The 26,059-nt window shown below is 76.5% G+C and carries 2 protein-coding genes; both read right to left on the bottom strand.

Going from position 1 to position 26,059, the window contains the following annotated elements:
* Positions 1-11,253 (bottom strand): type I polyketide synthase, encoded by an 11,253-nt coding sequence (locus tag ACFXAM_RS19310; RefSeq protein WP_380292725.1) that lies wholly within the window; start codon positions 11,251-11,253, stop codon positions 1-3.
* Complete coding sequence (locus ACFXAM_RS19305) at positions 11,228-26,041, bottom strand: type I polyketide synthase (protein ID WP_380292727.1); 14,814 nt, start codon at positions 26,039-26,041, stop codon at positions 11,228-11,230. The genes ACFXAM_RS19310 and ACFXAM_RS19305 overlap by 26 nt, the downstream gene beginning before the upstream one ends.
* Positions 26,042-26,059: the final 18 nt, after the last annotated feature.

The following is a 26,059-nucleotide window of genomic DNA, read 5'->3' as shown; positions in this document are numbered from 1 at the left end:
TCAGGAGGCGTCGAGCTCCTGGTCGATCAGCTCGAAGATGTCGTCGACGGTCGCGCTCCGGAGCCGCTCGTCCGAGGCGTCCGCGTCCGCGCCGTCCGTCTCGTCCGCCGGGGTGCCGGCCAGCCCCGCGAGCACCGCCTGCAGCCGGGTGCGGACCCCGGAGCGGACGAGTTCGTCGTCCGCTCCGATCGCCGCGAGGACCGCCTCCAGCCGGTCGATCTCGCCGAACACCGCCACCGCCGGCTCCACCTGCTCCGGCGCGAGGCCGGTCCGGATCCGCTCCGCGAGCGCGAGGGGGTTCGGGAAGTCGAACACCAGCGTCGCGGGCAACCGCAGCCCGGTGGCGGCACCGAGCCGGTTGCGCAGTTCCACGGCGGTCAGCGAGTCGAAGCCCAGGGCCTTGAACTCGCGGCCCCGCTCGACGTCCTGCGGTCCGCCGAGCCCCAGCACCGCCGCCACGTGCGTGCGCACGACGTCCAGCAGCAGCCGGGTCTGCTCGTCCTGCGGCAGACCGTCCAGCCGGTGCCGGAGGGTGTCCGCGCCGCCCGTCGCGGCCTCGGCCGTGCGCCGGGCGGGCGTGCGGACCAGGGCCCGCAGGATCGCCGGGACGGCCGCCGCGGCGGCGCTCCGGTCGGCCGCGGAGTCGAAGCGCACCGGCACCGCCAGGGCGTTCTCCCCCGAGCGGGCGGTGTCGAAGAGCGCCAGGCCCTCCTTCGCCCGGAACGGGACCAGCCCCGATCGCGCCATCCGGTCGCGGCCGGACGCGTCCATCCCGGCCGCCATCCCGCCCTCGGCCCAGGGGCCCCAGGCCAGCGCGGTCGCGGGCAGACCGGACGCCCGGCGGCGCAGGGCCAGCGCGTCGAGGAAGGCGTTGGCCGCCGCGTAGTTGCCCTGCCCGGCGCTGCCGAGGGTGGCGGCGACCGAGGAGAACAGCACGAAGGCCGACAGGTCGAGATCGCGGGTGAGCTCGTCCAGCACCAGGGCCGCGTCCACCTTCGGGCGCAGCACCGCCGCCAGCCGCCCGGGCGTCAGCGAGGTCACCGTGCCGTCGTCCAGCACCCCCGCCGCGTGGATCACGGCGGTCAGCGGGTGCTCGGCCGGGACGGCCGCCAGCAGCGCGGCGACGGCCTCCCGGTCGGCGGCGTCGCAGGCCGCCAGGGTCACCTCCGCCCCCAGCTCCACCAGTTCGTCGCGCAGTTCGCGGGCGCCCTCGGCCGCGGGACCACGCCGGCCGGTCAGCAGCAGCCGCCGGACGCCGTGCTCGGTCACCAGGTGCCGGGCGACCACGCCGCCGAGGGCGCCGGTGGCTCCGGTGATCAGCACCGTGCCCCGCGGGTCGAGCGGGGCGGGCACGGTGAGCACCAGCTTGCCGGTGTGCCGGGCCTGGCTGAGGTGGCGCAGCGCGTCCGGCGCCTGCCGCACGTCCCAGCCGGTGACGGGCAGCGGCCGCAGCACGCCCCGCTCGAACAGCTCCACCAGGGCGCGGAGCATGGCGCCGATCCGGTCCGGTCCGGCCTCGATCGTGTCGAACGCCCGGTAGGACGCGCCCGGGTGGGCCGCGGCGACCGCAGCGGCGTCACGGACGTCGGTCTTGCCCATCTCCAGGAAGTGCCCGCCGTCGGCGAGCACCCGCAGCGAGGCGTCGACGTACTCGCCGGCCAGCGAGTTCAGGACGACGTCCACCCCGCGCCCGCCGGTCGCGGCCAGGAAGTGCGGCGCGAAGTCGAGCGTGCGGGAGGAGGCGAGGTGCGCCTCGTCCAGGCCGTCGGCCCGCAGCGCCGCCCACTTGCCGGGGCTCGCGGTGCCGTAGACCTCGGCGCCGAGGTGGCGGGCCAGCTGGGTGGCCGCCATGCCGACGCCGCCCGCCGCCGAGTGCACCAGCAGCGACTGGCCCGGGCGCAGGCCGGCCAGGTCGACCAGGGCGTAGTAGGCGGTGAGGTAGGCGATCGGCGCGGACGCGGCCTGGGCGAAGGTCCAGCCGCGCGGCATGCGGGCCACCATGCGGTGGTCGGCGACCGCGAGCGGCCCGAAGGCCTCGGGGACCATGCCGAAGACGCGGTCCCCGACGGCCGTGCCGGTGACCCCGGGCCCGGTCTCGACGACGACGCCGGCGGCCTCGCTGCCCAGCGAGGCCGCCCCCGGGTACATGCCCAGGGCGATGAGCGCGTCGCGGAAGTTCACCCCGGCGGCCCGGACGGCGATCCGGACCTGCCCCTCGCCCAGCGGGGCCGTGGCGGCCGGGTTCTCGGTCAGCGCGAGGCCGTCCAGGGTGCCCGTGCCGTCGGTGGTCAGCCGCCAGCCGGACGCACCGGGGGCGGGGTGCAGGGCCGCGCCGGGCTCCGTACGGGCCAGCCGGGGGGCGTGGGCGGCCCCCCGGCGCAGCGCGAGCTGCGGCTCACCGGCGGCCGGCACGGCCGTCAGGGCGCGCACCGAGTCCGGGTGGCCGTCCAGGTCGACCAGCAGGATCCGGTCCGGGTTCTCGGACTGGGCGGAGCGCACCAGGCCCCAGGCGGCGGCCTGGGCCGGGTCGGCCACCGACTCGCCGGCCTCCGGGGCGACCGCGCCGCGGGTGAGCAGGACCAGCCGGGACCGCGCCGTGCGCTCCTCGGCCAGCCAGGCCGTGACCAGGCCGAGGACCTCACGGGTCGTCCGGTGGACGTCGGCGGCGTCCTCCCCGCCGGGGGTGACGGTGGCGAGCACCAGGTGCGGGGGCGTGGCGCCGTCGTCCAGGGCGGTGGTGAGCGCGGTGAGGCCGGGGTGGACCGTGAGCCGGGCGTCGGCCGCCGCGAGTTCGGCGGCCAGCGCGGTCGCGAGGCTCCCGTTCGGGTCCTCGGGAGCGGCGTGGTCGAGCAGGGCCCAGTCGGCGTGCTCCGCGTCGGCGCCCGGCGCGGCTGGCAGGGCGACCGTCGGCCAGGTGATCCGGTAGAGCCCGTCCTGCTGCTCGGCGCGGCGTGCCCGGGCGAACCCGTCGGCGGCGACGGGGCGCAGGACCAGGGAGTCGACGGTGGCGACGGGCCGGCCGGTGGCGTCGGCGGCCAGCAGCGAGACGGCGTCCGCTCCGGCCGGGGCCAGTCGCACGCGCAGCGCGCCCGCGCCGGTCGCCGCGAGGCGCACGCCGCTCCAGGAGAACGGGATCCGCCCCTGTCCGGTGTCGGGCAGCAGCCCGCCCAGGCCCACCGCGTGCAGGGCCGCGTCCAGCAGCGCCGGGTGGACACCGAACCCGTCGACCTCGGTGCCCTCCGGCAGCGCCACCTCGGCGAACACCTCCTCACCACGCCGCCACACCCCGCGCAGCCCCTGGAACACCGGGCCGTAGCCGAATCCCAGCTCCGTCAGCCGCTCGTAGTAGCCCTCGGTCGCCACGGCCTCGGCCGCGAGGGGCGGCCAGGGCGACAGTTCCTCGTCGGACGCCGGCCCGGCGGTGACCAGGGCGCCGGTGGCGTGCGAGGTCCAGTCCTCGCCGCCCTCCTGGGCGCCGTCCGGCCGGGAGTGCACCTGGACCGTGCGGCGGCCGGTTCCGTCGGCGGCGCTCACCGTGATCTGGACCTGCACCGCGCCCTGCTCGGGCAGCACCAACGGCGCCTGGAGCGTCAGCTCCTCCAGGAGCTCGCACCCCACCTCGTCACCGGCCCGCAGCACCAGATCCACCAACGCCGTCCCCGGCACCAGCACCGCACCCGCCACCACGTGCTCCGCCAACCAGGGCTGAGCCGCAAGCGACAACCGCCCCGTCAGCAACGCACCCTCACCACCGGCGAACGCGACCGCGGCGCCCAGCAGGGGGTGGCCGGCCGACCGCAGGCCCGCGCCGGTCAGGTCGCCGGGCGCGGGCCGGGTGTCCAGCCAGTAGCGGCGGCGCTGGAAGGCGTAGGTGGGCAGGTCGACGCGGCGGGCGCCGGTGCCGGCGAACACGGCATCCCAGTCGAGGGCGGTGCCGTGGGCGTGCAGCCGGGCGAGGGCGGTGGTGAAGGATTCGGCCTCCGGTCGGTCCGCGCGCAGGAGCGGGACGGCGACGGCCTCGGGCAGGGCCTCCTGCACCATCGGGGTCAGGCCGCCGGGGCCGACCTCCAGGAACGCCGTCACGCCCTGCGCCGCCAGCGTCTCGACGGCGTCGGCGAAGCGGACCGCGTGGCGCACGTGGCGCACCCAGTAGTCGGGGTCGGCCACCTCCTCGGCCGTGACCGGCCGCCCGGTGAGCGTGGAGACGATCGGCAGGGTGGGCGCGCCGAGGGTGACGCGCTCCACGACCTCCCGGAAGCCCGCGAGCATCGGCTCCATCAACGGCGAGTGGAACGCGTGGGACACCGTGAGCCGCTTGCTGCGACGGCCCTCCAGGAGCGCGACGACCTCCTCGACGGCGTCCTCCGATCCCGAAAGCACCGCCGAGAACGGGCCGTTGACCGCCGCGATACCCACGTTCTCCTCGCGACCGGCGAGCAACGGCGCGACCTCGTCCTCCGGGGCCTGCACCGCCACCATCACCCCGTTCGGGGGCAGCTCCTGCATCAACCGGCCGCGCGCCGCCGTCAGTTCGGCGGCGTCTTGCAAGGACAGCACCCCGGCGACGTGCGCGGCGGCGTACTCGCCGATCGAGTGCCCGGCCAGGACGGCGGGACGGACCCCCCACGACTCCACCAGCCGGAACAACGCCACCTCGACCGCGAACAACGCCGGCTGGGTGAACTCCGTGCGGCCCAGCAGCTCCGCGTCCTCGCCGAACACCACCTCCCGCAAAGGCCGTTCGAGGTGGACGTCGAGGTACGAGCAGACCTCGTCGAACGCCTCGGCGAACACCGGGAACGACGCGCAGAGCTCACGCCCCATCCCCACCCGCTGGCTCCCCTGCCCCGAGAACAGGAACGCCGGCCCGGCGCCCGCCGAAGCGGTGCCGAGGACCACCGAGCGGTCCGGCTCACCGTCCGCCAGGGCGCGCAGGCCCGCCATCCGGCCGGCCCGGTCCGGGGCCACCACCAGCGCGCGGTGCTCCAGGGCGGCGCGCGAGGTGGCCAGGGTCAGGCCGACGTCCGCCGCGCCCAGCTGCGGCCGCTCGGCCAGGTGGGCGTGGAGGCGCTCGGCCTGTCCGCGCAGGGCCTCCGCGGTGGCGCCGGAGAGCACCCACGGGAGTTCGGCCCCGTCCGCCGTGGCCGGGGCCGCCGGGACCGGGGCCGGACCGGCCGGGGCGGGCGCCTGCTCGATGATCACGTGGGCGTTGGTGCCGCTCACCCCGAAGGACGAGATGCCCGCCCGGCGCGGCCGGTCGTTCCGCGGCCAGTCGGCGGCCTCGGTCAGCAGTTCCACGGCGCCCGCCGACCAGTCCACGTGCGGGGTGGGCTCGTCCACGTGCAGCGTCCTGGGCAGGACCTCGTGCCGGAGCGCCTGCACCATCTTGATGATGCCGCCGACCCCGGCGGCGGCCTGGGTGTGACCGATGTTGGACTTCAACGACCCCAGCCGGAGCGGTCGTTCACGGTCCTGCCCGTAGGTGGCCAGCAGCGCCTGTGCCTCGATCGGGTCGCCGAGCGTCGTCCCGGTGCCGTGCGCCTCGACCACGTCGACGTCCGCCGGGGAGAGCCCCGCGTCCGCCAGGGCCTGGCGGATCACCCGCTGCTGGGCAGGGCCGTTGGGCGCCGTCAAGCCGTTGGAGGCGCCGTCCTGGTTCACCGCGCTGCCCCGCACCACCGCCAGCACCCGGTGACCGTTGCGCTCGGCGTCCGAGAGCCGCTCCACCAGCAGCATGCCCGCCCCCTCGCCCCAGCCGGTACCGTCGGCGGCGGCCGCGAAGGGCTTGCAACGGCCGTCGGGCGCCAGGCCGCGCTGGCGGCTGAACTCGATGAAGGCGTTGGGGCTGGACATCACGGTCACCCCGCCCGCGAGCGCGAGCGAGCACTCGCCCCGCCGCAGCGCCTGCGCGGCCAGGTGCAGCGCGACCAGCGAGGACGAGCACGCGGTGTCCACCGTCAGCGTCGGCCCCTCCAGGCCGAAGGTGTAGGCGATCCGGCCCGACACCACGCTCGCCGAACTGCCGGTGCCGATGTAGCCCTCCAGGTCCTGCGGCACGCTCAACAGGCGGGAGGCGTAGTCCTGGTAGCCGGAGCCCATGAAGACGCCGGTCCGGCTGCCGCGCATCGCGGCCGGATCGATCCCGGCCCGCTCGAAGGCCTCCCAGGTCAGTTCGAGCAGCAGCCGCTGCTGCGGGTCCATGGCGAGCGCCTCGCGCGGCGAGATGCCGAAGAAGGCCGGGTCGAAGTCGGCGACGTCGTAGAGGAATCCGCCGTCCGTGGCGTAGCTGGTGCCCGGCCGGTCCGGGTCGGGGTCGTAGAGCGCCTCCAGGTCCCAGCCCCGGTCCGCGGGGAACCCGGCCACCGCGTCGCGCCCCTCGGCCACCAGCCGCCACAGCTCCTCGGGCGAACGGACCTCACCCGGGTAGCGGCAGCTCATCGCGACGATGGCGATCGGCTCGTCGTCGCGGCGCGCGGCCGTGGCGGCGGCGGTGGGCGCGGCCGTCTCCTCGGCGCCGGTCAGCTGCCCGCGCAGGTGGGCGGCCAGCACGGCGGGCGACGGGTGGTCGAAGACCAGGGTGGCCGGCAGTCGCACACCGGTCGCCGCAGCCAGCCGGTTGCGCAGCTCGACGGCGGTCAGCGAGTCGAAGCCCAGCTCCCGGAAGGCCCGGTCGGCGGCGACCTGCTCCGCTCCCCCGTGGCCGAGCACCGCGGCCGCCTCCGCCCGGACCAGGTCCAGCACCGCGCGCAGCTGCTCGGCCTCCGCGAGCCCGGTCACCCGGCGGACGAACGCGGGCACCGGTGCGTCGGCGGCCGGCTCCGGACCGTCGGCGCCGGCCGCCTGCGCGGACCGGACCTCCGGCAGGTCGGCGATCAGCGGGCTGGGACGCACCAGGGTGAAGGACGGCGCGAACCGCGACCAGTCCACGTCCGCCACGGTGACGGCGGTCTCCTCGCGGTCCAGCGCGCCGCACAGCGCGGAGACCGCCAACTCCGGTGCGAGCGCGGCCAGTCCACGGCGCCGCAGCCGGTCCTCGGCGTCACCGTCCTCGACCATGCCGCCTCCCGCCCAGGGCCCCCAGGCCACGGCGGTCGCGGCCAGGCCGCGGGCCCGGCGCCGCTCGGCCAGGGTGTCGAGCGCGGCATTGGCCACCGCGTAGGCGGCCTGGCCGCCGGCGCCCCAGACGCCGGAGATCGAGGAGAACAACACGAACGCGTCCAGCGCCCGGTCGCCCAGCAGTTCGTCCAGGTGCCGGGCGCCCTCGGCCTTCGCGGCCACCACCCGGGCGAACTCCTCCGGCGTGGTCTCGGCCAGCAGGCCGGGTGTGCCCACACCGGCGGCGTGCACCACGGCGGTCAGCGGGTACTCGGCCGGCAGGCCGTCGAGCAGCCGCGCCAGCGCCTCCCGGTCGGCCACGTCGCACGCGGCGACGGTCACCTCGGCCCCCAGGGCCACCAGTTCGTCGCGGAGTTCGGCCGCGCCGTCGGCCGCGAGGCCGCGCCGACCGGCCAGCACCAGGTGCTCGGCGCCCTCGCGCGCCAGCCGGCGTGCGACATGGCCGCCCAGCGCGCCCGTACCGCCCGTGATCAGCACGGTCCCGTGCGGCCGCCGGGCGGCGCCCGCCGTGACCGCGCCCTGCGGCGCGCGCGTCAGCCTGCGGACGTAGACGCCCGAGCCGCGCACCGCGAGCTGGTCCTCGGCGCCCGCGCCGGTCAGCACGGCCGCCAAGCGGCGGGCGGCCCGCTCGTCCAGCGTCTCCGGGAGGTCCACCAGCCCGCCCCAGCGGCGGCCGTGCTCCAGCGCCGCCGTCCGGCCCAGCGCCCAGACCTGCGCCTGCCGGGCGCTGCGGACCGGGTCGGAGGAGCCGATCGAGACCGCTCCCCGGGTGGCGCACCAGAGCGGGGCGTCGAGGCCGAGGTCGCCCAGCGCCTGGACCAGGGCGAGGGTGGCGGCCAGGCCCGCCGGCAGCACGGGGTGCACGGGGTGCGCCCGCTCGTCGACCGCGAGCAGGGAGAGCACTCCGGTGACGCCGTCCTCGGGGGCGCCCTGCTCCGGGCCGAGGTCGGCGAGCACCCCGCGCAGCTGCTCGGCGACGGCCTCGCGGCCGGCGGCGGTGTCCACGGTGACGGGGACGACCTCCTCGCCGTGCGCGCGCAGGGCGCCGACGACGGCCGCGCCCCAGCCGTCCTCGTCCGGTCCGGCGGGCAGCAGGACGAGGCGGCGCCCGCCCGGGGCGGCCTCCCTGAGATCGGGTGCGGGCTTCCAGGTGATCCGGTAGCGCCAGCCGTCCACCGTGGACTGCTCCCGGTGCGTGCGCCGCCAGGTGGAGAGCGCCGGCAGGACGGAGGCCAGCGGGGCGTCCTCGGGCACCTGGATGCGGTCGGCGAACGCGGCCAGGTCCTGCTGCTCCACGGTCTCCCAGAAGCCCGCCTCGACCGGGTCCGCCGGAGCGGCCGAGAAGGCGGAGGACTCCAGCCAGTAGCGGCGGCGCTGGAAGGCGTAGGTGGGGAGGTCGACGCGCCGTCCGCCGGCTCCGGCGAAGACGGCGTCCCAGTCGAGGGCGGTGCCGTGGGTGTGGAGGCGGGCGAGGGCGGTGGTGAAGGACTCGGGTTCGGTGCGGTCGGCGCGCAGGGCGGGGACGGCGGCGGTGTCGGGCAGGGTCTCCTGGACCATCGGGGTCAGTCCGCCCGGGCCGATCTCCAGGAACGCCGTCGCGCCGTTGGCCGCGAGCGTGTCGACGGCGTCGGCGAAGCGGACGGCGTGGCGCACGTGGCGCACCCAGTAGTCGGGGTCGGCGAGCTCGTCGGCGGTGAGGAGCTGTCCGGTCAGGGTGGAGACGATGGGCAGGGTGGGCGCGGCGAAGGTGACGCGCTCGGCCACCGCGCGGAAGGCCGCGAGCATGGGCTCCATCAGCGGCGAGTGGAAGGCGTGGGAGACGGTGAGCCGCTTGATGCGACGGCCCTCCAGGAGTGCGACGACCTCCTCGACGGCGTCCTCCGATCCCGAAAGCACCACCGAGGACGGGCCGTTGACCGCCGCGATACCCACGCTGTCTTCACGGCCGACCAGCAGCGGAGCGACCTCGTCCTCCGAGGCCTGCACCGCCACCATCACCCCACCAGGCGGCAGCTCCTGCATCAACCGGCCGCGCACGGCGACCAGTTCGGCCGCGTCTTCGAGCGACAGCACCCCGGCGACGTGCGCGGCGGCGAACTCGCCGATCGAGTGCCCGGCCAGGAAGTCCGTCCGCACCCCCCACGATTCCACCAACCGGAACAACGCCACCTCGACCGCGAACAACGCGGGTTGAGTGAACTCCGTGCGCGCCAGCAGCTCCGCGTCCTCGCCGAACACCACCTCCCGCAACGGCCGCTCCAAGTGCACGTCCAGATGCGCGCAGACCTCGTCGAACGCCTCCGCGAACACCGGGAACGACGCGCACAGCTCACGCCCCATCCCCAGCCGCTGGCTCCCCTGCCCCGAGAACAGGAACGCGAGCTTGTTCTTCCGTCCCGCGACGCCCTGGACCAGCCCGGCATCGGCACCGTCCCTCGCGAGGGCCTCCAGCCCGCGCAGCAGCCCGTCCCGGTCGGCCCCGAGGACCACGGCCCGGTGGGGCAGCGCGGCACGCGAGGTGGCCAGTGAGCGGCCGAGGTCGGCGGGGTCGACCCCCGGACGCTCCGCCAGGTGGGCCAGCAGCCGCCGGGCCTGCCCGCGCAGCGCCTGCCCGTCCCGGGCCGACAGCGGCCACAGCGTCACCGGGACCTGCGGCGGCCCACCCGCCGGGCCGTCCGTCCGCTCCTCCGCAGGCTCCTCGGCGGGCACCGCTTCGAGGATGACGTGCGCGTTGGTGCCGCTGACGCCGAACGAGGACACGCCCACCCGCCGGAGCCGGTCCCGCTCCGGCCAGGCCACCGGTTCGGTGAGCAGCCGCACCGCGCCCGCCGACCAGTCGACGTGCGGCGAGGGTTCGTCCACGTGCAGGGTGCGCGGCAACACGCCGTGCCGCATCGCCATCACCATCTTGATCACACCCGCGACACCCGCCGCGGCCTGGGTGTGCCCGATGTTCGACTTCAGCGCCCCCAGCCAGAGCGGGCGGTCCTCGGGCCGGTCCTGGCCGTAGGTCGCCAGCAGGGCCTGCGCCTCGATCGGGTCGCCCAGCGAGGTGCCGGTCCCGTGCGCCTCCACCGCGTCCACCTCGGCCGCGGACAGCCCCGCGTCCGCGAGCGCCTGGCGGATCACCCGCTGCTGCGCGGGACCGCTCGGCGCGGTCAGGCCGTTGGACGCGCCGTCCTGGTTGACCGCGCTGCCGCGCACCACGGCCAGCACCGGGTGACCGTGGCGACGCGCATCGGAGAGCCGCTCCACCAGCAGCATGCCCACGCCCTCGGCCCAGCCGGTGCCGTCGGCGGCGGCGGAGAAGGGCTTGCAGCGGCCGTCGGCCGCCAGTCCGCGCTGGCGGCTGAACTCCATGAACGCGCCGGGCGTCGACATCACCGTCACGCCGCTCACCAGGGCCAGCGCGCACTCCTCGCGCCGCAGCGCCTGCGCCGCCAGGTGCAGGGCGACCAGCGAGGACGAGCACGCGGTGTCCACCGTCACCGCCGGCCCCTCCAGGCCGAAGGTGTAGGCGATCCGGCCCGACACCACGGCGGCGGCGTTGCCGGTGCCGAGGTAGCCGTCGAAGTCCTCCGGGGAGTTGGAGAGGCGCGCGTAGTCCTGCCCGTTGGTCCCGGCGTAGACGCCCGTCCGGGTGCCGCGCAGCGAGGCCGGGTCGAGGCCGGCCCGCTCGAAGACCTCCCAGGTGGCCTCCAGCAGCAGCCGCTGCTGCGGGTCCATCATCAGCGCCTCGCGCGGCGAGATCCCGAAGAACCCGGCGTCGAACTCGGCGACGTCGTGCAGGAATCCGCCCTGGCGGACGTAGCAGGTGCCGGCGTGGTCCGGGTCGGGGTCGTAGAGCGCCTCCAGGTCCCAGCCGCGGTCGGCGGGGAAGCCGCCGATCGCGTCGCCGCCCTCGGCGACCAGGCGCCACAGGTCCTCGGGCGACGCGACGCCGCCCGGGAAGCGGCAGCTCATCGCCACGATCGCGAGGGGCTCCGCGGCGTCCTCCACCAGCTTCCGGTTCTGCCGACGCAGCCGCTCGGTCTCCTGAAGGGAGGCCCGCAGTGCTTGAACGATCTTGTCGTTCGAGGTGGTCATCATCCGCTCCGTACTCAGGGCCGTTTCAGAAATCGCTGTCGCCGAGCGCAAGTTCGACAAGATCGTCGATGCCCATCGTCTCGATGGACTCCGCCGTGCCGGGGTCGTCCGGGGCCGGTTCCCCCGCGCCGGGCTCCGCCAGCCGCAGCAGGGCCTCCAGCAGCCCGGCCTCCCGCAGGCGGGACAGCGGGACGGTCGCCAGGGCCTGCCGCAGCCGGGCGTCCGGGACGTCGCCGGTGCCCGCGTCCCCGCCGGCGGCCGGGACGAGTTCCGCGCACAGGTGGTCGGTGAGCGCGCCGGGGGTGGGGTGGTCGAACACCATCGTGGTCGGCAGCCGCAGCCCCGTCGCCGTGGCGATCCGGTTGCGCAGCTCGACCGCGGTGAGCGAGTCGAAGCCCAGCTCCCGGAACGCCCGGTCCGGCTCGATCGACTCGCCCCCGCCGTAGCCGAGCACGGCCGCGGCCTCCGTCTGCACGAGGTCGAGCAGCAGCGCGTGCCGGCCCTCCGGCGGCAGCTCCGCGAGGCGGCGGGTGAGCTCCGACGCCCCGCCGTCGGCGGCCGCGTCGGCGCCGGTGGCCCCCGCCAGGGCCGCCCGGACCTCCGGCAGGTCACCGAGCAGCGGGCTCACCCGGCCGACGGTGAAGGACGGCGCGAACCGCGACCAGTCGACGTCCGCCACCACCACCGCGGTGTCGTCCCGGTCCAGGGCGTCCTGGAGCGCGCTGACGGCCAGCGCGGGGGCCAGCTGCGGCAGGCCGCGGCGGCGCAGGTGCTCCGCCGCGCCGTCCTCGGCCGCCATGCCGCCCTCGCCCCAGGGACCCCAGGCGACCGCGGTCGCGGCCAGGCCCCGGGCCCGGCGCCGCTGCGCCAGGGCGTCCAGGAAGGCGTTGCCGGCCGAGTAGGCCGCCTGACTGCCACTGCCCCAGACCCCGGAGACCGAGGAGAAGAGCACGAAGGCGTCCAGGTCCCGTTCCTCCAGCAGCTCGTCCAGGTGCACGGCGCCCGCCACCTTGGCCGCGACCACGTCCGCCAGCTCGCCCAGGCCGGTCTCCATGACGGTGGTGAACTGCGGGAGGCCGGCGGCGTGCACCACCGCGGTCAGCGGGTGCTGGGCCGGCAGGGAGTCCAGCAGCCCCGCCAGTGCCTCGCGGTCGGCCACGTCGCAGCCCGCGATGGTGACCTCGGCCCCCAGCTCCTCCAGCTCACGGCGCAGTTCGTCCGCACCCTCGGCCGCCGCGCCGCGCCGGCTGGTCAGCACCAGGTGCTCGGCACCGCTGCGCGCCAGCCAGCGGGCCGCGTGACCGCCGAGCGAACCGGTGCCACCGGTGATCAGCACGGTGCCGCGCGGACGCCACTCGCGCCCGGGGGTGCTCCGTGCCGCCCGCGTCAGCCGCCGGACGAACACCCCGGATCCGCGCACCGCCAGCTGGTCCTCGTCCCCGGCGCCGCCCAGTACGTCGGCCAGCCGGCCCAGGGTGCGGGCGTCCTGACCGGAGGACGGCGGGAGGTCGACCAACCCGCCCCAGCGGTCGGGGTGTTCCAGCGCGACGGCACGGCCCAGCCCCCACACCAGCCCCTGGAGCGGCTGCTCGACGGGGTTGGAGCGGCCGACCGAGACGGCGGCCCGGGTGACGCACCACAGCGGGGCGTCCAGCTCGGCGTCCCCCAGGGCCTGCACCAGGGTGACGGTCGCCGTGAGGCCGAGGGGCAGCGCCGGGTGGACCGGGTGCGCGCGCTCGTCCAGCGCCAGCAGGGACAGCACCCCGACCGTCGGGGTGTCCTGCGGCAGGGTCTCGCGCAGCAGCTTGGCGAGCATCGGCCGGTCGGTGCCGGCGTCGGCCACGATCAGCGTCGACGGCTCGGCGCCCCGCTCCCGCAGCACCCGGGCGCAGGCGTCCGCCGCTTCCTCGTCGGCCGCGACGACCAGCCAGCCGCCGGCCAGCGGGCCGGACGGGAGGTCGGTGCACGGCTTCCAGGTGGCCTGGTAGCGCCAGCTGTCGACGGTGTTGCGGGTCCTGGTCTCGCGACGCCAGGACGACAGCGCGGCGAACACCGAGTCGAGCGGCGCGTCGGCGTCGAGACCGAGCCGCTCGGCCAGTGCCTGGGACTCCCCGCGCTCCACGGTGTCCCAGAACTCGGCCTCCGCCGCGTCGACGGGCGCCGCCGGGACGGACCGCTCCGGCGTGCTCCGCAGCCAGTACTGCTGCTGCTGGAAGGCGTAGGTGGGCAGGTCGACCCGCCGCCCGCCGGTTCCGGCGAGGACCGCGTCCCACACCGGGGAGACGCCCCGCACGTGCAGCTCGGCGAGGGCGGTGGTCAGCGCCGCGTCCTCGGGGCGGTCGGCGCGCAGGGCGGGGACGGCGGCGGTGTCGGGCAGGGTCTCCTGGACCATCGGGGTCAGGCCGCCGGGGCCGATCTCCAGGAAGACCGTCACCCCCTGCGCCGCCAGCGATTCGACGGCGTCGGCGAAGCGGACGGCGTGGCGCACGTGGCGCACCCAGTAGTCGGGGTCGGCGAGCTCGTCGGCGGTGAGGAGCTGTCCGGTGAGGGTGGAGACGATGGGCAGGGTGGGCGCGGCGAAGGCGACGCGCTCGGCCACCGCGCGGAAGGCGGCGAGCATCGGCTCCATCAGCGGCGAGTGGAAGGCGTGGGAGACCGTGAGCCGCTTGGTGCGACGGCCCTCCAGGAGTGCGACGACCTCCTCGACGGCGTCCTCTTCGCCCGAAAGCACCACCGAGGAGGGGCCGTTGACCGCCGCGATACCCACGCTGTCCTCACGGCCGACCAGCAGCGGCGCGACCTCGTCCTCCGAGGCCTGCACCGCCACCATCGCCCCACCGGACGGCAGCTCCTGCATCAACCGGCCTCGCACGGCGACCAGTTCGGCCGCGTCTTCGAGCGACAGCACCCCGGCGACGTGCGCGGCGGCGAACTCGCCGATCGAGTGCCCGGCCAGGAAGGCGGGACGAATCCCCCACGACTCCACCAGCCGGAACAACGCCACCTCGATGGCGAACAGCGCCGGCTGGGTGAACTCCGTCCGGTTCAGGACCTCCGCGTCCTCGCCGAACACCACCTCCCGCAACGGCCGCTCCAAGTGCACGTCCAGATGCGCGCAGACCTCGTCGAACGCCTCCGCGAACACCGGGAACGACGCGCACAGCTCACGCCCCATCCCCAGCCGCTGACTCCCCTGCCCCGAGAAGAGCAGGGCCAGCCGTCCGCGGGACGACGCGGCGACCCCTCGCACCAGTCCGGCCGCCGACTCGCCCCGGCCCAGCGCGCCGAGAGCGGCGGCGAGGTCGGCCCGGTCGCGGCCCACGACGACGGCCCGGTGGTCCAGCGCGGTCCGTGAGACCGCCAAGGAGAGGGCGAGGTCGGCCGGGGCGGCCTCGGGGCCGGCGTCCAGGGCGTCGAGCAGCCGGTTCGCCTGCTCGCGCAGGGCCGGCTCGTCCTTCGCCGACAGCACCCAGGGCAGGCTTCGCGGCGCCTCCGGGACGGCCGGGGCCGGCACGGCGGCGGCCTCGGCGGGCGCCTGCTCGATGATGGTGTGGGCGTTGGTGCCGCTGACGCCGAAGGAGGAGACGGCGGCACGGCGCGGGCGGTCGCCCGCCGGCCACGCCACCGGCTCGGTCAGCAGCCGCACCGCACCGGTCGACCAGTCGACGTGCGGCGTCGGCTCGTCCACGTGCAGGGTGCGCGGCAGCGACCCGTGCCGGATCGCGAGCACGGTCTTGATCACACTGGCGACGCCCGAGGCGGCCTGGGTGTGGCCGATGTTGGACTTGATCGAGCCGAGCCAGAGCGGCCGGTCCCCGGGCCGGTCCTGGCCGTAGGTGGCCAGCAGGGCCTGTGCCTCGATCGGGTCGCCGAGCGCGGTGCCGGTGCCGTGCGCCTCCACCGCGTCGATGTCGGCGGTGGAGAGGCGGGCGTTGGCCAGGGCCTGCTGGATCACGCGCTGCTGGGCAGGGCCGTTGGGCGCCGTCAGACCGTTCGACGCGCCGTCCTGGTTGACGGCGCTGCCGCGCACCACCGCCAGCACCGGGTGCCCGTGGCGCTCGGCGTCCGACAGCCGCTCCACCAGCAGCATGCCCACGCCCTCGCCCCAGCCGGTGCCGTCGGCGGCGGCCGCGAACGGCTTGCAGCGCCCGTCGACGGCCAGGCCGCGCTGGCGGCTGAACTCGACGAAGGCGTTGGGGCTGGACATCACCGCCGCGCCGCCGACCAGGGCCAGCGAGCACTCGCCCGAGCGCAGCGCCTGGGTCGCCAGGTGCAGCGCGACCAGCGAGGACGAGCAGGCCGTGTCCACCGTCACCGCCGGGCCTTCGAGCCCCAGCGCGTAGGCGATCCGGCCGGACATGACGGAGGAGGAGCTGCCGGTGAGGAGGTGCCCCTCCACCCCCTCGGGCAGCTCGGACAGCCCGGCGCCGTAGCCCTGGTAGCCGGAGCCGACGAAGACGCCGGTCAGGCTGCCGCGCACCGAGGCGGGGTCGAGCCGTGCCCGCTCCAGGGTCTCCCAGGCCACCTCCAGCAGGATCCGCTGCTGCGGGTCCATGGCCAGCGCCTCGCGCGGCGAGATCCCGAAGAACCGTGCGTCGAAGGCGCCGGCGTCGTGCAGGAAGCCGCCCTGGTTGACGTAGCTGGTGCCGGTCCGCTCCGGGTCCGGGTCGTACAGGGCCTCGATGTCCCAGCCCCGGTCGGCCGGGAACGGGCCGACCGCGTCCGCCTCGTCCACCAGCAGCTGCCACAGGTCCTCCGGGGACCGCACGCCGCCGGGGAAGCGGCAGCCCATCGCCACGATCGCGATCGGTTCGTCGTTCCCGGTCGCGGTCCCGGTCGCCGCCGTCGCGGCCGTCGCGGCGGCTCCCCCCTGCGGGCCGGACAGTTCGACGGCCAGGAAGGCCGCGAGGTCCGTCGCGTTGGGGTGGTCGAAGACCAGGGTGGTCGGCAGCCGCAGCCCCGTCACGGTGTTCAGCCGGTTGCGCAGTTCGACGCCGGTGAGCGAGTCGAAGCCCAGGTCCTTGAACGCCCGCTCGGGCGCGACCGCCTCGGGGCCCGGGTGGCCGAGCGCCCCGGCCACCTCGGTGCGGACCAGGTCGAGCAGGACGCGGTCGCGCTCGGCGCCCGGCAGAGCGGCCAACTCGGCGGCAAGGGAGGGAAGTCCGCCACCGGACTGCGCGTCCTCGGCGCCGGACAGCGCCTCCCGCACCTCCGGGAGTTCCCCGAAGAGCGGGCTGGGGCGGGTGACGGTGAAGGCGGGGACGAAGCGCTCCCAGCGCACATCGGCCACCACGACCGCCGTCTCGTCCTGGTCCAGGGCCCGCTGGAGCGCCGCGATCGCGGGCTGCGGCGCCATCGCGGGCAGGCCGCGGCGGCGCAGGTGGGCCTCCGCCTCCTCGCCGTCCACCATGCCGCCCTCGGCCCACGGGCCCCAGGCGACCGCGGTCGCGGCCAGGCCCCGGGCCCGGCGCCGCTGCGCCAGGGCGTCCAGGAAGGCGTTGGCGGCGGCGTAGCCGGCCTGGCTCCCGCTGCCCCACACTCCGGCGACGGAGGAGAAGAGCACGAACGCGTCCAACGGGTGGTCGCCCAGGAGCTCGTCCAGGTGGGCGGCCCCGGCCACCTTGGCCGCCACCACCTCGGCGAGGTCGGCGAGCGCGGTCCCCTCCACCGGGGCGAACTGGGGCATGCCCGCGGCGTGCACGACGGCGGTCGGCCGGTCGGCCCCGGGGAGGTCGGCGAGCAGCCGGGCCACCGCGTCGCGGTCCGACACGTCGCAGGCCGCGATGGTCACGCGTACGCCCAACGCCTCGATCTCGGCGGCGAGTTCGGCCGCCCCGGCGGTGGAGCTCCCCCTCCGGCCGGTCAGCACCAGGTGCTCGGCGCCGCGCTGCGCGAGGTGCCGGGCCACCTGGGTGCCCAGCGCACCGAGTCCGCCGGTGATGAGCACCGTGCCCCGGGGGCGCCAGCCCCGGTCGGCTGCGCCGGTGCCCGCGGCGCCGGAGGCGGCGCGGTGCAGGCGGCGCACGAAGGTGCCGGAGGAGCGGACGGCGAGCTGGTCCTCCTCGCTCCCGCCGGCGAGCACGGCGGCGAGGCGGCGCGCCGAGCGGTCGTCCAGCGTCTCCGGGAGGTCGACCAGTCCGCCCCAGCGCTGCGGGTGCTCCAGCGCCACGGAGCGGCCCAGGCCCCAGACCATCGCCTGGGACGGATCCCCGGCGCCGTCCGAACGGCCGACCGCCACCGCGCCCCGGGTGGCGCACCACAGCGGCGCGTCCACTCCGGCGTCGCCGAGGGCCTGGACCAGCAGGGTGGTCAGCGCCAGTCCCAGGGACAGCGAGGGGTGGGCCGGGTGACGGTCCCCGTCGAGGGCGAGCAGCGAGAGCACGCCCGCCGGCCGGTCGTCGCCGGTCGCCTCCGCCAGCCGTCCGGCCAGCACCGCGCGGTCGTCGTCGCCCGTCACGGACACCTCGACGACGGCGGCGCCGTGCGCGCCGAGCGCCGTCCGCACCGCCACCGCGGTCGGGTGGTCCTGGGAACCGGCCGGGAGCACGAGCAGCCAGCTGCCCGTCAGTTCGGCGTCGCCGCGCGCGGCCAGCGGCTTCCACTGGACCTGGTAGCGCCAGCGGTCCACCACCGAGTGCTCGCGCCGGCGTCGACGCCAGTCGGCGAGTGCCGGGAGCACCGAGCTGAGCGGCGTCTCCCCGTCCACCTCCAGCTGCTCGGACAGCGAGGCCAGGTCCGCGCGCTCGACGACCTCCCAGAAGCCCGCGTCGGCCGGGTCCGCGGCGACCGCTCCGTCGGCCTTCGGCGCGGCGGCCTTGAGCCAGTACGACGCACGCTGGAAGGCGTAGGTGGGCAGGTCGACGCGGCGGGCACCGGTTCCGGCGAAGACGGCCGTCCAGTCGAGGGCGGTGCCGTGGGTGTGGAGGTGGGCGAGGGCAGTGGTGAAGGCGGCAGGTTCGGGGCGGTCGGCCCGCAGGGCGGGGACAGCGAGGGCGTCCGGCAGGGTTTCCTTCACCATCGGGGTCAGGCCGCCGGGGCCGATCTCCAGGAATGCTGTCGCGCCGTTGGCCGCGAGGGTGTCGAGGGCGTCGGCGAAGCGGACGGCGTGGCGGACGTGGCGCACCCAGTAGTCGGGGTCGGCCAACTCGTCCGCCGAGACCGGCTGTCCGGTGAGGGTGGAGACGATCGGACGATCCGGAGCGCCGAAGGTGACGCGTGCGGCGACCTCGCGGAAGGCCGCGAGCATCGGCTCCATCAGGGGCGAGTGGAACGCGTGCGAGACCGTGAGCCGCTTCGTCCGGCGGCCCTCCAGGAGTGCGACGACCTCCGCGACGGCGTCCTCGCCGCCCGAAAGCACCACCGAGGACGGGCCGTTGACGGCCGCGATACCCACGCTGTCCTCGCGACCGGCGAGCAGCGGAGCGACCTCGTCCTCCGAGGCCTGCACCGCCACCATCGCCCCACCGGACGGCAGTTCCTGCATCAACCGGCCACGGGCCACCACCAGTTCGGCGGCGTCGGCCAGCGAGAAGACGCCCGCGACGTGCGCGGCGGCCAGCTCACCGATCGAGTGCCCGGCCAGGAAGTCCGCCCGCACCCCCCACGACTCCACCAACCGGAACAACGCCACCTCCACCGCGAACAGCGCCGGCTGGGTGAACTCCGTCCGGTTCAGGACCTCCGCGTCCTCGCCGAACACCACCTCCCGCAACGGCCGTTCGAGGTGAACGTCCACGGCGGCGCAGACCTCGTCGAACGCCTCCGCGAACACCGGGAACGACGCGCACAGCTCACGCCCCATCCCCAGCCGCTGACTCCCCTGCCCCGAGAACAGGAACGCCGACCCGCCGTCCACGACCGTGCCGCCCGACGTCTCGCCGCGCGCCAACGCGGCCAGTCCGTCGAGGAGTTCCTCCCGGTCCGTGCCGACCACGACGGCACGCCGGGACAGCGCGGCCCGCGAGGTGACCAGGGAGTGGGCGACGTCCACCGCGTCCAGCTCCGCGTGCTCCCGGACGTGCGCGAGCAGGCGCGCCGCCTGGTCGCGCAGGGCCTGCGGGTCCTTCGCGGAGAGCACCCACGGCAGGACGGCCGGGGCCGTGGCCGGGTCGGCCGGTCGCGGCCGGTCCGCCGGACGGCCGGGAGCCTGTTCGAGGATGACATGGGCGTTGGTGCCGCTGACGCCGAAGGACGACACGCCGGCCCGGCGCGGGCGGTCGCCCTGCGGCCAGTCGACGGCCTCCGTCAGCAGCTCCACCGCGCCCGCCGACCAGTCCACGTGCGGGGTCGGCTCGTCCGCGTGCAGGGTGGGCGGCAGCACGCCGTGCCGCATCGCCATCACCATCTTGATCACGCCCGCGACACCCGCCGCAGCCTGGGTGTGACCGATGTTCGACTTCACCGTCCCGAGCCGAAGCGGGCTGCCCTCGGCGCGCCCCTGCCCGTAGGCCTTGAGCAGGGCCTGCGCCTCGATCGGGTCGCCCAGCGTGGTGCCGGTGCCGTGCGCCTCCACCGCGTCCACGTCCGTCGCCGACAGCCCGGCGTTCGCCAGCGCCTGGCGGATCACCCGCTGCTGCGCGGGGCCGTTGGGCGCCGTCAGGCCGTTGGAGGCGCCGTCCTGGTTCACCGCGCTGCCCCGCACCACGGCCAGCACCGGGTGTCCGAGGCGCTCGGCGTCCGACAGGCGCTCGACGAGCAGCATGCCCACGCCCTCCGCGAGGCCGGTGCCGTCGGCGCCCGCCGCGAACGCCCGGCAGCGTCCGTCCTCGGACAGGCCGCGCTGACGGCTGAAGGCGATGAGCGCGCCCGGGGTCGACATCACGGTGACGCCGCCGGCCAGGGCCAGCGAGCACTCACCGGCGCGCAGCGCCTGCGCCGCCAGGTGCAGGGCCACCAGCGAGGACGAGCACGCCGTGTCCACCGTCACCGCCGGCCCCTCCAGGCCGAAGGTGTAGGCGAGACGGCCGGAGACGACCGCCGCGGAGTTGCCGGTGAGCAGGTGTCCTTCAAGCCCCTCCGCGCCCGAGTCGCGCAGCCCGGCCGCGTAGTCCTGGCCGTTGGTGCCGGTGAAGACGCCGGTCCGGCTGCCGCGCAGCGCGGCCGGGTCGATCCCGGCGCGCTCGAACGCCTCCCAGGTGGTCTCCAGCAGCAGGCGCTGCTGCGGGTCCATCGCCAGCGCCTCGCGCGGCGAGATCCCGAAGAACTCCGGGTCGAAGGCGTCGGCGTCGTGCAGGAAGCCGCCCTCGCGGGCGTAGCAGCGGCCCGGGGCGTCGGGGTCCGGGTCGTAGAGTCCTTCGAGGTCCCAGCCGCGGTTCACCGGGAGGCCGGTGATGGCGTCGGTCCCCTCGGCCACCAGCCGCCACAGCTCCTCGGGGCCGGTGACCCCGCCGGGGAAGCGGCAGCTCATCGCGACGACGGCGATCGGCTCGGTGTCGTCGCCGGGGCGGCCGTCGCGCTCCGGGGCGCCGGTGGCCGGGTGCTCGTCCCCGCCGGAGACCTCCTCCAGCAGGTGGCCGGCCAGTGCGGCGGGGGTCGGGTGGTCGAAGACGGTGGTGACCGGCAGCCGGACGCCGGTCGCGGCGATCAGGCGGTTGCGCAGTTCCAGCGCGGCGAGGGAGTCGAAGCCCAGCTCGCGGAAGGCCCGGCCGGGGTCCACCAGTTCGGCGGTGCTGTGGCCGAGCACGGCCGCGGCCTGGGCGCGGACCAGTCCGAGCAGCGCCTCCCGGCGGTCGGCCGGTGCGAGCGCCGCCAGCCGCCGCAGTTCGGCGGAGGCCTCCCCGGCCGCCGCCCCGGCGGTCCGCCGCACGGGCGTCCGGATCAGGCCGCGCAGCAGGGCGGGCACGGTGCCGCCCGCGGCCTGGGCGCGGATCGCCGCGAGGTCCAGCCGCACCGGCGCGAGCACCGGCTCGTCGAGGGTGCGGGCGACGTCCAGGAGGCGGAGTCCTTCGTCGGCGGAGAGCGGCACCAGGCCCGCGCGGACCATCCGCCGGAGGTCGCCGTCGGCCAGCGCGGTCTGCGCGCCGCGCTCCTCCCAGACGCCCCAGGCCAGCGAGGAGGCCACGAGCCCGTGGGCCGCGCGGTGCTGCGCCAGGGCGTCCAGGAAGGCGTTGCCGGCCGCGTAGGCGCCCTGGCCGGCGCCGCCGAGCGTGCCGGCGAAGGAGGAGAAGAGGACGAACGCCGCCAGGTCGGCGTCCCGGGTGAGGTGGTGCAGGTTGAGCGCCGCGTCGACCTTGGGGCGCAGGACCTGGTCGAGCTCGTCGGCGGTCAGCGCGTCGACCAGGCCGCCCGCGACCACGGCGGCCGCGTGGAAGACGGCGGTCAGCGGCCGGTCCTCGGGGATGCCGGCGAGCAGGTCGGCCAGCGCCTCGCGGTCCGCCGCGTCGCAGGCGGCGAGGGTGACGCTCGCGCCCAGGGCCGAGAGCCGCTCGCGCAGTTCGGCCGCGCCCTCGGCGGCGGGCCCGCGGCGGCCGGTCAGCACCAGGTGGCGGATGCCGTGCTCGGTGACGAGCTGTTCGGCGAGCAGCCCGCCCAGGGCGCCGGTGCCGCCGGTGATCAGGGCGGTGCCGTTCGGGTCGAGCGGGGTCGCCGCGGTGCGCTCCCCGGCGGCCTCCGGCTCCGTGCGCAGCGGCACGCGGGCGAGCCGCGGGACGCTCGCCGCTCCGGCGCGCAGGGCGAGTTGGGGTTCGCCGGTGGCGATCGCGGCGGGCAGCAGCCGGTAGGAGTCGGGGTGGTCGTCGAGGTCCGCCAGGACCAGCCGGTCGGCGTGCTCGGACTGCGCCGAGCGGACCAGGCCCCAGACCGGCGCGTGGTCCAGGCCCGGGGTGTCGGCCCCGGCCGCGGTGGCCACCGCGCCGCTGGTGAGCAGCACCAGCCGGGAGGCGGCGAGGCGCTCCTCGGCCAGGAAGTCGCGCAGCAGCGCGAGGGTGTCGCGCGCCGTCGCCCGGACGGCCTCCGGCCCGGTCCCGCCCGTGGGCAGGACGGCCACGACCGCCTCGGGCAGCGGCGCGCCCGCCGCGACCGCCTCGGCGAGCTCCCCCGGGCCGGGGTGGTGCGCCGGGGGCCGGGGGCCGTCCAGCAGCGCCCGCACGGCCGGCGAGGCGTCGTCGCCGAGCACCGCCCAGGGCGTGTCCGGTGCGGTGGCCGGCACGGGCAGCGCCGTCCAGTCCACCCGGTGCAGCGCGTCGTGGTGGCCGCCGCGGGCCTGGCGCAGCTGCTCCTCGCCGACGGCGCGGAAGGACAGCGTGCCGACCCCGGCGACCGCCCGGCCCGTGCCGTCGGCGACGGTCACGGACACGGCGTCGGGGCCGGCGGGGGCCAGCCGCACCCGCAGTTCGGCGGCTCCGGTGGCGTGCAGGCGCACGCCCTCCCAGGAGAACGCCAGCCGTCCGGTCCCCATGTCGCCGAGCGGGCCGAACCCGACGGCGTGCAGCGCCGCGTCCAGCAGCGCCGGGTGCAGGCCGAAGCGGCCCGCCTCCGCCTGCGCCTCGGCGGGCAGCGCGACGGTGGCGTAGACCTCGTCGCCGCGCCGCCAGGCGGCCCGCAGGCCCTGGAAGACCGGGCCGTAGCCGAAGGAGCGCTCGGCGAGGCGGTCGTAGAAGCCGGTGAGGTCGACGGCGGTGGCGTCGGCGGGCGGCCAGAGGGTGAGGTCCTCGCCCCCGGTGGCGGGGCCGGTGCCCAGCAGTCCGGTGCCGTGGCGGGTCCACTCCTCCTCGGCGGGGGCGTCCTCGGGGCGCGAGTACAGGCCGAAGGAGCGCCGGCCGGCGTCGTCCGGGTGGCCGACCGAGACCTGCACCACCACGGCGCCGCGCTCGGGCAGCAGGAACGGCGCCTCCAGGGTGAGTTCCTCCAGCAGGCCGCAGCCGACCTGGTCGCCGGCCCGGATCGCGAGTTCGACGAACGCGGTGCCCGGCAGCAGGACCGAGCCCAGCACCACGTGGTCGGCGAGCCAGGGGTGGGTGTGCGCGGAGAGCCGGCCGGTGAGCAGCAGGCCGTCGGAGTCCGCCAGGGTGACGACGGCGCCCAGCAGCGGGTGGTCCGCCGCGCCGAGGCCGAGGCCGGCGGCGTCCCCGGCGGCGTGCGGGGCGTCCAGCCAGTACCGCTGGTGCTGGAAGGCGTAGGTGGGCAGCGGGACGGTGCGGGCGCCGGTGCCGGCGAGGACGGCGGTCCAGTCGACGGCGGCGCCGTGCGCGTGGGCCTCGGCGACGGCGCGCAGCATCCGGGCCGGGCCGCCCTCGCCCCGGCGCAGCGTGCCCAGGGCCACGGCGTCGCTGCCCAGGGCGTCGATCGTCTCCTGCATGCCGATCGTCAGGACCGGGTGGGCGCTGACCTCGATCAGCGCGCCGTGGCCGTGCGCCACCAGCGCGCGGGTGACCTCCTCGAACCGCACGGTCCGGCGCAGGCTGCGGTACCAGTAGTCGGCGTCCAGTTCGGCGGTGTCCAGCACCCCGCCGGTCACGGTGGAGTAGAACGGCACGTCGCAGGAGCGCGGCGTGATGTCCGCGAGCTCGCTCAGCACCCGCTCGCGCACCGCCTCGACCTGCGCGGAGTGCGAGGCGTAGTCCACGGCGATCATCCGGGCCCGGACGTCGTCGGCGAGCAGGCTGTCGCGCAGGTCGGCCAGGGCCTGCGGGTCGCCGGACAGGACGATGGACGAGGGGCTGTTGACGGCGGCCACCGCCAGCCGCTCGCCCCAGGGCGCGAGACGCGGGGTCAGCTGCTCCAGCGGCAGGCCGACGGACATCATGCCGCCCAGGCCGGCCAGCGCGGTCAGCGCGCGGCTGCGCAGCGCCACCACCTTGGCGGCGTCCTCCAGGGAGAGCGCGCCCACCACGCAGGCGGCAGCGATCTCGCCCTGGCTGTGTCCGGCCACGGCCTCCGGGCTCACCCCGTAGGAGCGCCAGAGCTCGGCCAGCGAGACCATCACGGCGAACAGCACCGGCTGCACGACGTCGACCCGCTCCAGCCCGGGCGCGCCCTCCTCGCCGCGCAGCACGGCCGTCAGCGACCAGTCCACGTAGGGGGCGAGGGCCGCCTCGCACCGGCCGATGCGCTCGCGGAACACCGCGGAGGCGTCGAGCAGTTCGACGGCCATGCCGACCCACTGCGAGCCCTGTCCGGGGAAGACCAGCGCCACCTGGCGGACGTCCTCGGCGACGCCGCGCACCAGGTCCGGTTCGGGCGAGCCGTCGGCCAGCGCGGCGAGCGCACCGTCCAGTCCGGCCCGGTCGGCGGCGAGCAGCACGGCGCGGTGTTCGAAGGCGGAGCGGGTGGTGGCCAGGGAGAGGGCGACGTCGAGGGTGCCGGGGCCCGGGTCCGCGGCGAGGTGCGCGCGCAGCCGCCCGGCCTGGGCGACCAGGGCGGCCTGGTCCTTGCCGGACAGGACCCAGGGGATCAGCGGCGGCGCCTCGGCCGGGGCCGGCGCCCCGCCCTCCTCGGCCGGGGCGTCCTCGGCGTCCGGCTGCGGCTCCTCCAGGACGAGGTGCGCGTTGGTGCCGCTGACGCCGAAGGCCGAGACCCCGGCCCGCCGGGGCGCGCCCGTCCCGGGCCAGTCGGTCGCCTCGGTCAGCAGCGACACCGCGCCGGCCGACCAGTCCACGTGCGGCGAGGGCTGCGTCACGTGCAGGGTGGGCGGCAGGACGCCGTGCCGGATCGCCTGCACCATCTTGATCACACCGGCGACGCCGGCCGCCGCCTGGGTGTGACCGAGGTTCGACTTGACCGAGCCGAGCCACAGGGGCCGTTCGCGGTCCTGGCCGTAGGTGGCCAGCAGGGCCTGCGCCTCGATCGGATCGCCCAGCGCGGTGCCGGTGCCGTGCGCCTCCACCGCGTCCACCTCGGCGGGCGAGAGCCGGGCGTTGGCCAGCGCCTGCCGGATGACGCGCTGCTGGGACGGCCCGTTCGGCGCCGTCAGGCCGTTGGAGGCGCCGTCCTGGTTCACCGCCGAGCCGCGCACCACCGCCAGCACCGGGTGCCCGTGGCGCCGGGCGTCGGAGAGCCGTTCCACCAGCAGCACGCCGACGCCCTCGCCCCAGCCGGTGCCGTCCGCCGAGGCGGAGAACGCCCGGCAGCGGCCGTCGGGCGACAGGCCCCGCTGGCGGCTGAACTCGGTGAACGTGGCCGGGCCCGCCATCACGGTGACGCCGCCGGCCAGCGCCAGCGAGCACTCGCCGTTGCGCAGCGCCTGGACGGCGAGGTGCAGGGCGACCAGCGAGGAGGAGCAGGCGGTGTCGATCGTCACCGCCGGGCCTTCGAGGCCCAGCGTGTAGGCGATCCGGCCGGAGACCACGCTCCCCGAGTTGCCGGTGCTCACGTAGCCCTCGACGCCCTCGGGAAGCTGCGGCAGCCGGGAGACGTAGTCGTGGTACATCACCCCGGCGAAGACGCCGGTGTCGCTGCCGCGCAGGGAGCGCGGGTCGAGGCCGGCCCGCTCGACCACCTCCCAGGACGCCTCCAGCAGCAGCCGCTGCTGCGGGTCCATCGCCAGCGCCTCACGCGGGCCGATGCCGAAGAACGCGGCGTCGAACTCGGCGGCGTCGTGCAGGAACCCGCCCTCGCGGGTGTAGCTGGTGCCCGGGTTTCCGGGGTCCGGGTGGTAGAGCGCGTCCAGGTCCCAGCCGCGGTCGGTGGGGAAGCCGGAGATCGCGTCGCCGCCGTCCGCGACCAGCTGCCACAGGTCCTCCGGCGACCGCACCCCGCCGGGGAAGCGGCAGCTCATCGCGACGATCGCGATCGGCTCGTGGTTCCTGCTCTCGACCTCCCGCAGCCGCTGACGCGCGTGGCGCAGGTCGACGGTGGCACGCTTGAGGTAGTCCCGGAGCTTGTTCTCGTCAGTCATCTGAATTCAGTTCCTCAACGCCGA

It is taken from the genome of Kitasatospora sp. NPDC059462 (assembly GCF_042749955.1).
Taxonomy (GTDB): Bacteria; Actinomycetota; Actinomycetes; order Streptomycetales; family Streptomycetaceae; genus Kitasatospora.
This window is presented reverse-complemented; position numbering and strand designations above follow the sequence as displayed.